The organism is Haloarchaeobius salinus (assembly GCF_024464185.1).
Taxonomy (GTDB): Archaea; Halobacteriota; Halobacteria; order Halobacteriales; family Natrialbaceae; genus Haloarchaeobius; species Haloarchaeobius salinus.
Genome location: NZ_JANHAU010000001.1, coordinates 42,223 through 56,823 on the forward strand (window position 1 = coordinate 42,223; position 14,601 = coordinate 56,823).

The 14,601-nt window shown below is 68.3% G+C and carries 13 protein-coding genes; 8 read left to right on the forward strand and 5 right to left on the reverse strand.

The window, feature by feature from the left end; genetic code table 11:
- Positions 1-86 precede the first annotated feature (86 nt).
- From NO345_RS00195 to NO345_RS00210, 4 genes are all read left to right on the forward strand, one after another.
- Positions 87-485: a DsrE family protein gene (locus NO345_RS00195; protein ID WP_256295713.1), complete on the forward strand. Its 399-nt coding sequence runs from the start codon at positions 87-89 to the stop codon at positions 483-485.
- Between the two features lie 66 nt (positions 486-551).
- Positions 552-791, forward strand: a complete 240-nt coding sequence (locus tag NO345_RS00200; protein ID WP_256295714.1) for a sulfurtransferase TusA family protein — start codon at positions 552-554, stop codon at positions 789-791.
- A 3-nt stretch (positions 792-794) separates the two neighbouring features.
- Entirely contained in the window at positions 795-1,937 is a 1,143-nt protein-coding gene (locus NO345_RS00205) for an NAD(P)/FAD-dependent oxidoreductase (RefSeq protein ID WP_256295715.1), read from the forward strand.
- 10 nt (positions 1,938-1,947) lie between these two features.
- Positions 1,948-2,556, forward strand: coding sequence for a helical membrane plugin domain-containing protein (locus tag NO345_RS00210; RefSeq protein WP_256295716.1), 609 nt, complete (start codon positions 1,948-1,950; stop codon positions 2,554-2,556).
- A 21-nt stretch (positions 2,557-2,577) separates the two neighbouring features.
- On the opposite strand, the gene sufU is transcribed toward NO345_RS00210, so the two are convergent.
- Entirely contained in the window at positions 2,578-3,012 is a 435-nt protein-coding gene (sufU, locus tag NO345_RS00215) for a Fe-S cluster assembly sulfur transfer protein SufU (RefSeq protein ID WP_256295717.1), read from the reverse strand.
- 115 nt (positions 3,013-3,127) lie between these two features.
- On the opposite strand from sufU, the gene NO345_RS00220 reads away from it, so the two are divergent.
- Positions 3,128-4,687 (forward strand): LVIVD repeat-containing protein, encoded by a 1,560-nt coding sequence (locus tag NO345_RS00220; protein WP_256295718.1) that lies wholly within the window; start codon positions 3,128-3,130, stop codon positions 4,685-4,687.
- A gap of 30 nt (positions 4,688-4,717) precedes the next feature.
- On the opposite strand, the gene NO345_RS00225 is transcribed toward NO345_RS00220, so the two are convergent.
- Both NO345_RS00225 and NO345_RS00230 read right to left on the reverse strand, forming a co-directional pair.
- Entirely contained in the window at positions 4,718-5,353 is a 636-nt protein-coding gene (locus NO345_RS00225; protein ID WP_256295719.1) for an HD domain-containing protein, read from the reverse strand.
- A 63-nt stretch (positions 5,354-5,416) separates the two neighbouring features.
- Positions 5,417-6,664: an aminotransferase class V-fold PLP-dependent enzyme gene (locus NO345_RS00230; RefSeq protein WP_256295720.1), complete on the reverse strand. Its 1,248-nt coding sequence runs from the start codon at positions 6,662-6,664 to the stop codon at positions 5,417-5,419.
- 649 nt (positions 6,665-7,313) lie between these two features.
- Here NO345_RS00230 and NO345_RS00235 point away from each other — a divergent pair.
- The 3 genes from NO345_RS00235 (at position 7,314) to NO345_RS00245 (ending at position 11,124) form a co-directional block, all read left to right on the forward strand.
- Complete coding sequence (locus tag NO345_RS00235; protein ID WP_256295721.1) at positions 7,314-7,871, forward strand: KH domain-containing protein; 558 nt, start codon at positions 7,314-7,316, stop codon at positions 7,869-7,871.
- 207 nt (positions 7,872-8,078) lie between these two features.
- Positions 8,079-9,758 (forward strand): thermosome subunit alpha, encoded by a 1,680-nt coding sequence (thsA, locus tag NO345_RS00240; RefSeq protein WP_256297527.1) that lies wholly within the window; start codon positions 8,079-8,081, stop codon positions 9,756-9,758.
- A 373-nt stretch (positions 9,759-10,131) separates the two neighbouring features.
- Positions 10,132-11,124: an ornithine cyclodeaminase family protein gene (locus NO345_RS00245; protein WP_256295722.1), complete on the forward strand. Its 993-nt coding sequence runs from the start codon at positions 10,132-10,134 to the stop codon at positions 11,122-11,124.
- Between the two features lie 34 nt (positions 11,125-11,158).
- On the opposite strand, the gene NO345_RS00250 is transcribed toward NO345_RS00245, so the two are convergent.
- A complete protein-coding gene (locus NO345_RS00250) occupies positions 11,159-11,536 on the reverse strand; it encodes a DUF2237 family protein (RefSeq protein WP_256295723.1) in 378 nt (125 codons plus the stop codon).
- Between the two features lie 62 nt (positions 11,537-11,598).
- The gene (gene leuS / locus NO345_RS00255; RefSeq protein WP_256295724.1) at positions 11,599-14,481 is read right to left on the reverse strand and encodes a leucine--tRNA ligase; all 2,883 of its coding nucleotides are present in this window, start codon (positions 14,479-14,481) and stop codon (positions 11,599-11,601) included.
- Positions 14,482-14,601: the final 120 nt, after the last annotated feature.

Here is a 14,601-nt window from a genome sequence, read left to right on the forward strand (position 1 = left end):
ACGTGGCGAAGGCTGTTTCCCACAGTTTTGGAATTACACTGCAATACTATAGTCGGCGGCGGCGAAGTACCAACCGTGAAGACACCATGAACGGCTACGCGATCGTCATCGCGACGGACGAGTTCGAGAAGATCACCGCCGCCAGCATCATCGGCTCCATCGCCGCGGCCTCGGACATCCCGGTCGACGTGTTCGTGACGATGAACGGGCTGCGTCCGTTCGAACACGAGGTCGTCGAGACCCGCGACTTCACGACGGGACCGCTCGGGGAGGCGATGCTGACGAGCGAGGAGACGGAGGTTCCCCTGTTCACGGAGCAGTTCCGTGACGCCAGGGACATGGGCCCGATGAACCTCTACGCCTGCACGATGGCCATGGAGATGTGGGGCCGCGAGCTCGACGACTACGTCGACATCTTCGACGACGAGCTCGGCGTCTCAGGCTTCCTGACGAAGGCCGCCGACAAGCAGGTGATATTCGTCTGAGGCCGACCGTCGGTCAGCGCACCGCCCACCGAACACAACGCTACCCAAACCACGAGACATCCAACAATGAGCGAACAACTCACCGCCGACGTAACGATCGATGCCCGCGGTGCCGGCTGCCCCGGCCCCCTGATGGACCTCATCGGGAAGGTCAAGAAGGCAGACAGCGGCACCGTCTTCGAACTGCAGACCTCCGACCGTGGCTCGGTCACGGACGTGCCCGAGTGGGTCGAGAAGGCCGGCCACGAGCTGCTGGAGACCGTCGAGCACGACGACTACTGGAGCATCTACGTCGAGAAGGCCTGACCCATGACCCGGATCGTCATCGTCGGGGGCGGCACCGGCGGCACCGTACTGGCCAACCGGCTCGTCGAGGACCTCGACAGCGAGGTCGAAGCCGGCGAGGTCGAGGTGACGCTGGTCAACGACTCCCCCGACCACGTCTACAAGCCGACGTACCTGTACGTCCCGTTCGGGAAGAAGACCGTCGAGGACGCGGTCCGCCCGCTCGCGGACCTCGTCGACCGGCGGGTCGACCTGGAGATCAACCGCGTCGTCGGCATCGACACCGACGCGAAGACCATCGAGCTGCAGGACGGCCGCGACAGGCTGTCGTACGACCATCTGGTGCTCGCGACCGGCGCGAAGCTGGTGCCCGACGAGGTACCGGGCCTCGTCGAGGGCGGCCACCACTTCTACGGCCCCGATGGTGCCGAGGAACTCCGGGACGCGCTCGCGGAGTTCGAGGGCGGTCACCTCGTGCTCAGCGTCGTCGGCGTCCCGCACATGTGCCCGGCCGCACCGGTCGAGTTCACGCTCATGGCCGACGAGTGGTTCCGCCAGCGCGGCATCCGCGACGAGGTGGATATCACGTACACCTACCCCATCATGCGCCTGCACGGGCTCGAACCCGTCTCCGACTGGATGGAGCCCCGGTTCGCGGAGCGGGACATCCACACGGAGACCTTCTTCAACGCCGAGGAGGTCGACCCCGAAGCCGGCGTCATCAGGTCGATGGAGGGCGAGGAGCTCGACTACGACCTGCTCGTCGCCATCCCACCCCACGCGGGCGACGACCTCGTCACCGGCTCCGGCCTCGGCGACGACGGCTGGGTCGCCGTCGACAGACACACCCTCGAGGCCGAACACGCCGAGGACGTGTACGCCATGGGCGACGCCGCCGACGTGCCGACCAGCAAGGCCGGCTCCGTCGCCCACTACGAGGCCGACGTCGTCGCGGACCGCATCGCCAGCGAGGTCCGCGGTCAGCTCCCGACGGCGACGTTCGACGGCAAGACCGTCTGCTTCATCGAGGCGGGCATGGACGAGGCGACCTTCGTCGAGTTCGACTACGAGCACACCCCCGAGCTGCGCGACGAGTCCCGGCCAGTCCACTGGGCGAAGCTCGCGTACAACGAAACCTACTGGCTGACCGCCAGGGGGCTGCTCTGAGGTGACGACGATGGCAGAATCCCCACAGGAGCTCGAGGCCGAGGAACTCACCGAGGCCATCGAACGGAACCCCGAGGCCGTCGCGGAGTTCGTCGCCCGGCTCGACCGGGTGAACGAGCTGCTCGACGTGCTCGAACTCGGGACGAGCGCGCTGGACGACGAGATGGTCACCCGCCTCGCCGGCACCGGCAGCACGCTCGCCGAGTCCGCCGACGCGATGGCGACGGACGAGACCGTCCAGCTCGCCGAGGCGGTCGGCCGCGACGGCGACGACCTCGCCGACGCCATGGCCACGGTCGCCGAACTCCAGCGCAACGGGACGCTCGACGACCTCGCCGCGCTGTCGGACCTGCTGGCGCTCGCGAACGGCGCGCTGGACGACGAGATGGTGATGCGCCTCGCCAGCACCAGCAGCGGGCTCGGCGAGCTCGCCGATACCGCCGCCGAGCCGGAGACCGTCCGTGGACTGGAGCGCATACTCGAGGCGGTCGGCGACGCCAGCGCCGAGGAGCCCGAGCCGGTCGGCGCGCTCGGGCTCGTGAAGGCGACCCGCGACCCCGAGGTGAAGGAGGGACTGGGCCATCTGGTCGCCATTGCCAGGGCCCTCGGCTCCGCGTGAGAACAGCCTCGTCCGCCCCGCTTACTCGTCCTCGGTGTCCTCTTCCGTCGTCGTCCGCTCCAGATCGAGCTCGCCGCGGTAGATGTCCGCACCGTCCTGTGCCACCTTCTCCGCGAGCACCGCACACTTCACGCGCATCGGGGAGATGTCGACCCCGAGCATGTCGATCACGTCGTCGCGGTCCATCTCGTCGAGCTCGTCGAGCGTCTTCCCGCGGACCTCCTGCGAGAACATGCTCGCGGCGGCCTGCGAGATGGCACAACCGTCGCCACGGAAGGCCGCGCCCGCGATGGTCTCACCGTCGTCCTCGAGCTTCACGTCGATACGGATCTCGTCGCCGCACATCGGGTTCTCGCCGACGTGGGTGAACGTGGCGTCCTCGATCTCCCCGTAGTTCCGGGGGTTCTTGTAGTGGTCGAGGATCTGCTGCCGGTACATGTCCGAGCCAGGTCCCATTGTTATCCCGTGATAGGGGAGTTCGGTGGAAAAGGGTTCCGCAGCGGGGCAGGAGAGTCAAACGGGCCTTTGAGGTTGGGACACACACTTGTCCCGGTCCACCGTCTGAGGGCGTATGGCACCCCACCCGACAGACGACCCCTCCGACCCCACCCGTGGTGTCTGCCGCCGTGGCGTCCTCACCGGACTGGCGGGGCTCGCCACCGCGGGCGTCACCGGGACGACCGTCACCGCGGCGCGACCGACAGCACAGGAGACGCCGCTCGAACCGACCGCGGAGCTCGCCATCGAGGGCGTCTGCGAGGCCGTCGTGAGCGAGGACGGCGAGACCGTCTTCGCGGCGACCCGCGACGGCTTCGCGACCGTCGACGTGAGCGACCCCGCGAACCCCGCACTGCTGTCCGAGGAACGTGGGCTGACCCACGACGGGCAGGGGCCCATGCAGCGAATCTACGACGTGAAGTACGCCGACGACCGGCTCGTCGTCGCCGGCCCGAACGCGGGCGGGCGGAGCGAGCTCTCCGGGTTCTTCCTCTACGACGTGGAAGACCCCGCGAACCCCGAGCGGCTCGCGTTCCAGCCGACGAACCACGGCATCCACAACTGCTTCTTCGACGGTACGCACGCCTACCTCACCGGCAGCGGCGTGCCGAACGAGCCGACGATGATCTACGACGTGACCGGCGACTCGCCGGAGCAGGTCGGCGAGTGGTCCGCCGTCCACGAGGACGAGGCGTGGCGGGACGCCGGTCGGAACTCCCTCTCCTGTCACGACGTGTACGTCCAGGACGACACGCTGTACGTCGCCTACTGGGACGCCGGCACCTGGGTCGTCGACGTGAGCGACCCCGCGAACCCGAGCGCGGTGGCGAAGCTCGGCGAGCACTCCGCCGAGTATCTCGCCGACGTCGGTGACGGCTTCACGTCCGAGTTCGTCGAACTGCCCGGCAACGCACACTACGTCCAGCCCAGCGCCGACGGCTCGGCGCTGTACGTCGGCAAGGAGGCCTGGGACCGCGAGGACACGCCCGAGCACGACGGCGGCCCAGGTGGCATCGAGCTCTGGTCGATGGGCGACGACCCCACCCGCGAGACCATCCTCGCACCGCCGCCGGACAACGACGGCGCGACCGCGCACAACTTCGGCGTCGACGGCGACCGGCTCTACACCTCCTGGTACGGCGGCGGCGTCCGGGTGTACGACGTGGGCGACCCGACCGCACCGCGACTCCTCGGCGGCTGGCGCGCGGACGAGACGACGAGCTTCTGGACGGCCGAGCCCATCCACGAGGGGTTCGTCGGCGCGAGCTACCAGAACCCCGAGAACGGCCGCGAGGAGCGCCAGCAGGGGGTCGACGCGCGTCTGTTCGTGTTCCCCGAACCCGAGGGCGAGGGCGAGCCCGCGCCGACGATGGAGCCCCGGCCGGTGCCCGGTCAGGAACCGGGCGGCAACGCCGACACGCCGACCACCCGCCCGCCGGATGCCGGCGGCGGCGAGGGCGGGACGGCAGGGACGACCGACGACGGTCCCGTCACGCCGGCCTCTCACACGCCGGGAACCACCACCGACGCCAGCGACGACGGCGGCTCGCCCGGCTTCGGTGTCCTCGCGGCGCTCGCGGGCGTCGGCGCGGCCGCCGGGCTGGCGAGACGGCGACGGCGGGAAGCGGAGTAGGCGCGGCAGGAGCCGCCGACGGCCGCGGTCTCAGTGCTCGCCGGCGACCTCGCGCTCGAAACGGTCGACGAACGTCTCGAGGAAGGCGTGGCGGTCGGCGGCCATCGTGCGGCCCGCATCTGTGTACATGCGGTCCTCGATGCGGAGCAGTTTCTTGTGGACGTGGTTGAACGACGTCTCCCCGGCCGGGGAGTCGTCCGCCTCGGGCGGCAGCTCGGGGTCGTGGAGGGTGTGCCCGTGCTCCCCGGCGTAGGCGAAGGTGCGGGCGAGCCCGACCGCGCCGATGGCGTCGAGGTTGTCCGCGTCGGAGAGCAGTTCCGCCTCGTAGCTCCGGGGCTCGACGTCGTTCGAGAAGCGGTGGGCGCGGATGCAGTGGGCGACGGCGTCGACGGTTCCGGCGGGGACGTCCTGCGCGTCGAGGATGCGCCGCGCCTCCGCCGCGCCCCACTCCGCGTGGTCGGCGATCTCGCCGTCTGCCTCGCGCTTCCGACCGATGTCGTGGAGCCAGGCGGCGGCGAGCAGGGTCTCCTCGTCGACCGGGGCGTCGGTCCGGGCGGCGAGGGTCCGGGCGTTCTCGACCACGCGCTCGACGTGGTGCCAGTCGTGGGTCGGGGCGAGCCCGCCGAAGTACGTCTCGGCGCGCTCGCGGAGGGCGGGGACGTCCATGGCTTCGGGCACCGGTGCCAGTGGCAAAAACGGTCCGATGGCGGGGTGAAAGTGGTCCGGCGCTCAGGCGAACAGCTGCCGGGCGTCGTCGATGGCGTCGACGAGGGTGTCGATCTCGCTCTCGGTGTTGTAGATGTAGAACGACGCGCGGGCGGAGGCGGTGACGCCCAGCGTGTCGTGCAGCGGCTGGGTGCAGTGGTCGCCGGCGCGGATGGCGACGCCGTGGTCGTTGACGATGCTCGCGAGGTCGTGGGCGTGGACGCTCCCGACGTTGAACGCGACGAGGCCGCCCCGCCCCTGGTCCGGCGACGGGCCGTATATCTCCACGTCGTCGAACTCCGAGAGACGCTCGTAGGCGTAGCGCGCGAGGCGCTCCTCGTGGCGCTGGACGCGTTCCATGCCGATGTCGTCGAGGTAGTCGATGGCCGCGTCGAGGCCGACCGCCTGCGCGATGAGCGGCGTGCCCGCCTCGAACTTCCACGGGAGGTCGTTCCACGTCGAGTCCTCGTAGGTGACCTTCCGTATCATGTCGCCGCCGTAGAGGTACGGCTGCATGTCGTCGAGGATGGCCTCCTTCCCGTAGAGGACCCCGATACCGGTCGGCCCGGCCATCTTGTGCCCCGAGAAGGCGTAGAAGTCGGCGTCGATAGCCCCCACGTCGACCGGGCGGGTCGGCACCGCCTGCGCCCCGTCGATGAACGCGTAGGCGTCGTGCTCGTGGGCCAGGTCCGCCAGTTCCGCGACGGGGTTGACCGTCCCGAGGGTGTTCGAGACGTGGACCGCGCTGACCAGCTTCGTGTCGTCCGTGATGAGCTCGGCCGCGGCGTCCATGTCCAGCATGCCGTCCTCGTCGATGGGGATGAACTTCGCCTCCGCGCCGGTGCGCTTCGCGACCTGCTGCCAGGTGACCAGCGAGGCGTGGTGCTCCATCTCCGTGAGGACGACCTCGTCTCCGGGGCCCAGCTCCGCCATCCCCCACGCGTACGCGACCAGGTTCATCGCCTCCGTCGTGTTCTTCGTGAAGACGACCTCCTCGCGCCCGTCCGCGCCGATGAACTCCGCGACGCGGTCGTGGGCCTCCTCGTACGCGATGGACGCCTCCTGGCTCAGCTGGTGGACGCCGCGGTGGACGTTCGCGTTGTAGCCGTAGTAGTAGTCGACGATGCTCTCGACGACCTGCTCCGGCGTCTGGCTCGTCGCCCCGTTGTCGAGGTAGACCAGCGGCACGTCGTCGCCGACCGTCCGGTCGAGGATCGGGAAGTCCTCGCGGATCCGCTCGACGTCGAGTGGCTCGATGTCCTGCGTGCTCATTACGTTGATTTGGGTGCTCTGGACCCAACTGTCCTTCGGTCGCTTCGCGTTCTGCCCCTGTCTGTGACACGACTCGGTTCCGGTTCGGGCGCTCGTGGGTGTCGCCCGAACCGCCAAAGTTTATAATATTTGTAAACTTTGGTGGGCGGTAGCGAAGAATCAACCGGGTGGCGCGCGACTGGCGAACGTGCCGAGCCTTGCGAGGCCGTTCGCCGACGCTCGCGCGAGGGGCGAGAAGCGGAGGGAGCGCTAGCGACTGAGCATCGCAGTCGGTTGGGGAGGTACGAGGTGCGGTCGCGGTCGGGTGGGACTGAAAGGGGCGGCCGTCTCGACGACGGCAGACGACGAAAGGACCGCAGGTACGAGGACCGTGGTTCGAGAGAGCGAAGCTCTCTCGTCATCACGAAAGAGCGCGGAGCGCTCTTTCGAACGACAGCGAGTCTCCCGAGTCGAGACGGCCGGGGCTTTCTGGCTGTTTTCGGAGCTACCTGTTCTCGTCGATGGAGGGTCTTTCTGGCTGTTCGGGGTCGAGTCTGTTCCTACAGTTCACCCGACAGAAACGATTACAACGAACACTCGTCAGAACAGCCGAGACACACGAAAACTCCACTGCCGAAGTCTTAAACGCGTCCGCGTTCTACGCCGTTCCATGCAGCAGCACGTGAAGATTCCGCAGGACCGCATCGGCGTGCTGATCGGCGAGGGCGGTGAGACGATGCGACGGATCGAGAACCGGGCCGGTGTCAGGCTGGACATCGACTCGGAGAACGGCTCCGTCGCCATCGAGCAGGTGGGTGACCCCGTGGACGCGCTGAAGGCCCCCGACATCGTCCAGGCGATCGGCCGCGGCTTCCCCCCGGAGGACGCCCTGACGTTACTCGACGACGACATGCGGATGTTCGACCTCATCGACATCGACGCGGCGGCGCGCAACAAGCGCGACCGCAAGCGAAAGAAGGGCCGGCTCATCGGCGAGGACGGCCGAACCAGGGAGCTGATGGAGGAGCTGACGGGCGCGAGCGTCGTCATCTACGGCTCGACGCTGGGCGTCATCGGCGGGCCGGAGCAGGTCCAGATCGTCCGCGAGGCCGCGGAGCGACTGCTCGACGGCGCACCGCACGGCTCCGTCTACGCCTTCCTCGAACGGAAGCACAACGAGCTGAAGCGCAAGGGGATGGACTACCACCGGTACCCCGGTGGGACCTGAACCGCGACCGCCAGCCCTGCCGACGTTCTCTCGTCGCCCAGCCGCATCGGGAAGCGCCAGCGCCGTCCACGACGAGAGTATATAAACCACAGCCCATGACAACAAATAACAAGGACTATTGTGGCACTGTCCGGCGTTTTTCAGAACCGCCAACAAAACCTTTTTATAGAATGCCAATCAATCATTCGGACGACCATGGCTCAGCAAATGGGTAATCAGCCCCTCATCGTTCTCTCCGAGGACAGTCAGCGAACGTCCGGCAAGGACGCACAGTCGATGAACATCACGGCCGGAAAGGCCGTCGCCGAGTCCGTACGCACCACACTCGGCCCGAAAGGGATGGACAAGATGCTCGTCGACTCGACGGGCAGCGTCGTCGTCACGAACGACGGCGTGACCATCCTGAAGGAGATGGACATCGAGCACCCGGCGGCCAACATGATCGTCGAGGTCGCCCAGACCCAGGAGGACGAGGTCGGTGACGGCACCACCTCCGCCGTCGTCGTCTCCGGTGAGCTCCTGAAGAAGGCCGAGGACCTCCTCGAGCAGGACGTCCACGCGACGACCATCGCGAACGGCTACCGTCAGGCCGCAGAGAAGGCCAAGGAGCTCCTCGACGACGCCGCCATCGACGTCGACGAGGACGACCGCGAGTACCTCGAGCAGATCGCCGCGACGGCGATGACCGGCAAGGGTGCGGAGTCCTCCAAGGAGCTCCTCGCCGAGCTCGTCGTCGACGCCGTCCTCGCCGTCCAGGACGAGGAGGGAATCGACGCCGAGAACATCAAGATCGAGAAGATCGTCGGCGGCTCTGTCGACGACTCCGAGCTCGTGGACGGCGTCCTCCTCGACAAGGTCCGCGCACACGACAACATGCCGTTCTTCGTCGAGGACGCGAACGTCGCCGTCGTCGACGACGCACTCGAGGTCCGCGAGACCGAGATCGACGCCGAGGTCAACGTCACGGACCCCGACCAGCTCCAGCAGTTCCTCGACCAGGAGGAGAAGCAGCTCAAGGAGATGGTCGACACGCTCGTCGAGGCCGGCGCGGACGCCGTCTTCGTCGATGACGGCATCGACGACATGGCCCAGCACTACCTCGCACAGGAGGGCATCCTCGCGGTCCGTCGCGTGAAGGACTCCGACGCGAAGCGCATCGCCCGCGCGACCGGCGCTCGCGTCGTCGCCAACGTCGACGACGTCGAGGCCGACGACCTCGGCTTCGCCGGCCGCATCAGCCAGCAGGACGTCGGCGGCGACGAGCAGATCCTCATCGAGGACGTCGAGGACGCCAAGTCCGTCACGCTCCTCCTCCGCGGCGGCACCGAGCACGTCGTCGACGAGGTCGAGCGCGCCATCGACGACTCCCTCGGCGTGGTCCGCGCGACCATCGAGGACGGCACCGTCCTCCCCGGCGGCGGCGCACCCGAGGTCGAGATCGCACTCCAGCTCCGCGAATTCGCGGACTCCGTCGGCGGCCGCGAGCAGCTGGCCGTCGAGGCCTTCGCCGACGCGCTGGAGGTCATCCCGCGCACGCTCGCCGAGAACGCGGGTCTGGACTCCATCGACAGCCTCGTCGAACTCCGCTCCCGCCACGACGGCGGCGAGTACGCGGCCGGTCTCGACGCCTACTCCGGCGACGTCATCGACATGGAGGAGGAGGGCGTCGTCGAGCCGCTCCGCGTGAAGACCCAGGCCATCGAGAGCGCGACCGAGGCGGCCGTCATGCTCCTGCGCATCGACGACGTCATCGCCGCGGGCGACCTCTCCGGCGGTCAGGTCGACCCCGACGACGGCGGCGACGCCGGCGGCCCGCCCGCGGGCGGCATGGGCGGCGGCGGCATGGGCGGCATGGGCGGTATGGGCGGCATGGGCGGCGCGATGTGAAGCCCGTCTAGGCCACTCACACACCCAGTATCCGACCCTCGCACCGCCAGCTGATCGACGAACTTCTTTCGACGCCGACCCGAGAGCGACTGCCCCGTCCCGGCCCACGGTGACCGACCACTCCCTCCCCTGCCCACCGTGGCCGAACGCAACCTCCCTGCTCGCAGTCGATGTGGACGTCTGCAGATCCGCGAGATTATGTCGACGAACCCGGTCACCGCCGACGAGGGGGCGTCGGTGTCGACCGCGGTCGAGCTGTCCCGGTGGCACGGGGGACGCGGGGCGGAGTGCGGCGACCAGTGAACGTCTCGTCGGTTTTCGCCGGTGGTCGGGTTCCGATTTAACTAAGTACGGCGATTCAGTACCGCCAGACATGCAGACACTCCTCCTGGGCAGCGAGGACGTCGACGAGAACGCGCAGATGCCGGACGTCATCGGCGCGGTCGAGGACGCGTTCGCGGCCTACGAGCACGGGAACGCACAGATGCCGGCGAAGTCGTACATCGACCTCCCGCAGTACAACGGCGACTTCCGGTCGATGCCGGCGTACCTCAACGCCGAGACGTGGGACGCCGCGGGCATCAAGTGGGTGAACGTCCACCCCGACAACCCCGAGGACCACGACCTCCCGACGGTGATGGGGACGATGATCTACTCCGACCCCGAGACCGCGTTCCCCCTCGCCATCATGGACGGCACCGAGCTGACGATGAAGCGCACGGGTGCGGCCGCCGCCGTCGCCACCGACCACCTGGCCGTCGAGGACGCCACCAGCCTCGGCATCGTCGGCGCGGGCGTCCAGTCCTACACCCAGCTCGACGCCATCGCCGAGGTCCGCCCCATCGAGGAGGTCGTCGTCAGCGACGTGCGCGACGAGGCAGTCCAGCGGTTCGTCGACCGCTACGACGACGAGTTCGACGTCCGCGGCGGCTCCATCAGCGAGGCCGGCCACTGCGACGTGCTCTCGACGGTGACTCCGGTCGAGGACCCGCTCGTCTCCGCCGACGACCTCGGCGAGCACACCCACATCAACGCGATGGGTGCCGACGCCGAGGGCAAGCACGAGATCGGGGACGACGTGCTGCTCGCCGCGAAGCTCGTCATCGACGACTACAAGCAGTGCACCCACTCCGGCGAGATCAACGTCCCGTGGAGCCAGGGCGTCCTCGACGACGACGATATCTACGGTGAGATCGGCGAGATCGTCACCGGCGAGATCGCGGGCCGGACCGCAGACGACGGCGTCACCGTCTTCGACTCGACCGGGCTGGCCATCCAGGACGTCGCCACCGCCCACGTCGTCTTCGAGCACGCCGACGAGAACGACAACGGCACGCCGTTCGACCTCCTCGGGCTCGGGAACTGATCCTCGACCACGTACTCCGGCTCCGGTTCCGCTGTTACGACTCCGCCGCGTACTCCTTCAGCGCCTCCAGTTCGACCGTATCGAGCACCGCCTCGTTCGTCGCCGACAGGTCGACCGGCGGCGCGACGCCCTCCTCCTTCGCCTCCAGCCACCGCCCCAGACAGAGACACCAGCGGTCCCCGGGATGGAGCCCGGGGAACTCCAGTTCCGGCCGCGGCGTCACGAGGTCGTTTCCCTGCTCGCGGCTGTACTCCAGGAACTCCTGCGTGACGACCGCACAGACCTCGTGCCGGCCGAGGTCCTCCTCGACGTGGCGACAGCAGCCGTCGCGCAGGTAGCCCGTCGGTGGGCTGGAACAGCAGGGTGAGAGCGCCTCGCCGAAGACGTTCCGGTCGCCGGAGTCGTCGCTCATAGTCGGGTTTTCGGACCGCAGGAAGAAATGCCTGTTCGACGGCGACGGGAGCACGCCGTGGACTACTCGATGTGGACGGCCGGGCGGAACGGAATCGCCTGCCCCGCCTTCCCGCCGGGGTCGTCGACGTCGTCGTCGTCCTCGCGGTAGAGCTCGACGGTGGCGTCGTACTCGCGTTCGAGCGCGTCCAGCGCCTCGGCGTAGACTGCCGCCTCGTCGAGGTCGGCGAGCGTCGAGAGCGTCCCGTCGTCGCGCTCGCGGACGAACGCGACGAGGTCCTGCACGAGGTCGTTGACCGCGTCGCCCCGCTCGCGGAGGTCGGGGTCGGACATGACCTGGCCCATCACCGCACCCACGTCGGGGCCGGTGTCGACGACCTGTGCGAACACGTCGTGCTTCCAGTCGGCGGCGACGTACACCCGGACGACGTCCGGGTCGGTGTCGGTCACGTCGACGATGTCGCGAACGTCGTCGGTGAGGTCCGCGACCAGCGACTCCTCGACCTTGACCTGCGGGTCGACGAGCGCGTCGTCGACTTCGGGCCACGGGGCGTCCTCGGCGGGCTCGCCGGCGAGCTGCTCGTGGAGCTCGTTCGACATGTAGGGGACGAACGGCGCGAGCATCCGGAGGCGGGCCTCGAGCACGGTCCGGAGGGTGCGCTGTGCGGCCTCGCGGTCGGTGTCGGTACGCCGGCGGTACCAGCGCAGGTTCTCCTGGAAGTCGTAGAAGGCGGCCTGACTGGCGGTCCGGGTCTCGAAGTTCTCCATCGCCTCGGTGACGGTCCCGATGGTGTCCTGCAGCTTCGAGAGCAGCCAGCGGTCGATGCGCTGGAGGTCGTCGACGTCGCTCGCGTCGAGGGCGGGGGGCACGTCGCCGTCGCCGATGAGCTCCTCGGCGCGCCGCCAGAAGCGGTCGAGCTGGTCGCGCGTGCTCGTCACCTGGTCGGCGCGCCAGTCGAAGTCCTGCCACGGCTCCGCGGAGTTCATCAGGAAGAACCGGACGGTGTCCGCGCCGTAGCGGTCGATGGCCTCGCCGGGGAGGACGACGTGGCCCTTCGAGGAGGACATCTTCTCGCCCTCCAGCAGACCCATGCCCATGACGGTGATGCCCTGGGGCCAGTTCGGCTGGTCGAACAGCTCGGCGTGGTGGAACAGGTAGAACGTCAGGTGGTTGTTCACCAGGTCGTTCGCCGAGCAGCGGTAGTCGACGGGGTACCAGTAGTCCCACTCCTCGCGCAGGGAGAGGGCGGTCTCGTCGGGGTCGTCGACGGCCTCGGCTCCATAGAACAGCGTGTCGAAGAACTCGCGGTCCATCGCCTCCGGGTCGACCTCGTCGATACGGTGGGCGATGGTGTAGTACGACATGTACAGCGTCGAGTCCGACAGCGGCTCGATGACGAAGTCCTGGTCCCACGGCAGGCGGGTGCCCAGCCCGTAGTTCCGGATGCAGGGCCACTCGTTGAGCCAGTCGATGGTGTGGTCGTACTGCTCGCGGGTGTTCTCCGGGATGGCGTCGAGGTTCGCGACCGCCTCGTGGGTCGTCTCCTTCCAGTCGGGGTCGTTGTAGCGGAGGAACCACGTGTCCTGCTTGGCGACCTCGACGTCGCCGCCGCAGCGACAGACGACCTCCTCGGAGAACTCCTGCATCGTGCCGAAGGCGGTGCCCAGGTAGGACTGCTTGAACTCGTCGCGCACGTCCTCGACGACGCCACCGGCGAACTCGCCGTACGCCTCGAGCAGCTCGCCCGAGTGGAACTCGGCGTTGTAGAGGTCCTGTGTCACCGCCTTCAGCTCGGGGTCCTCGGAGGAGTCGATGCCGGCGGACTCGACGGCGTCCTTCGCGGGGATGTCGCCGTAGCCCTCGATGGTGAGGATGGGGACCGGCTCGATCCCACGGACCTCGTCGGGGTCGATGCCGTACTCGGCCATGTCGTCGGCCGCTTCCTTCGCCTCCTGCAGCGCGAGGTAGTCGTCGGGCGAGTGCGCCGGGACGGACATCACGACGCCCGTCGCGTTGTCGGCGTCGACGAAGCCCGCGGGCAGGACGAGCACGTCGTCGCCGGTGACGGGGTTCGTGACGCGCTTGCCGACGAGGTCGGTGCCCGCGTACTCGTAGCGCACCTCGACATCGTGGCCCTGCAGGTCGAGCTTCTCGGCCGCGCTGGCGGAGACGAACCAGAACTCGCCGTCGACCTCCGCGACCACGTAGTCGGCCTCGGGGTCGACGAACGCGTTCGTCACGCCCCGGACCGTCTCCGGACGGAGCGTCGCCATCGGCGCGACGACCTCGGCCCCGTCGACCTCGGTCTCGAACTTGACCAGCGTGTACTCCTGGAACTCGGCCTCCTCGCCCTCCAGGATGTCGTGGGTCGTCACCGGCTGGTCCTCGTTCGTGCAGTACTTGACCGGGTGCAGGCCCTTCTCCAGCAGGCCGCGCTCCTTGAGCGTCTCGTACTGCCACGTGATGAACTTCGAGTAGCGCTCGTCGTTCGTCGTGAACTCGCGTCGCCAGTCGACGGAGATGCCCAGGCGCTTCATCCCCTTCTTGTAGTGCTCCTCGATGAAGTGCCGGGCGAAGCCCATCGGCGTCTCCAGGTCCTTCAGCGTCTCCTCGGGGACGTTGTACGTGTTCTGCAGGACGTCCATCTGCTCCGGCTCGCGCTTCTTCAGGCGCTCGACCGCGCCGATGATGGGCGTGCCGGTGACGTGCCAGGCGATGGGGAAGAGGACGTTGTCGCCCTGCTGTCGTCGGTAGCGTGCGTACACGTCCGGCACGGTGTACGTCCGGGCGTGGCCGATGTGCATCCCGCCGCTTGGGTACGGGTAGGGCACCGTGACGAACGTGGGGTCCTCGTCCGCGACGGCGTCGGGGTCCGCCTCGTAGCGCCCCTCGCTCCGCCAGCGGTCCCGCCACTCCGATTCGAGTGTCTGCGGGTCGTAGGTCATGGGAATCCGTTCATCCGGAGTCGTTAAAAGGACTCTCTTTCGACAGCAGCGAGGGCAGCCCCGTCACGGGGAACGACGTCGACGCGCTCACGATGACGGCGAGTGCGGTGGCCGAAACGG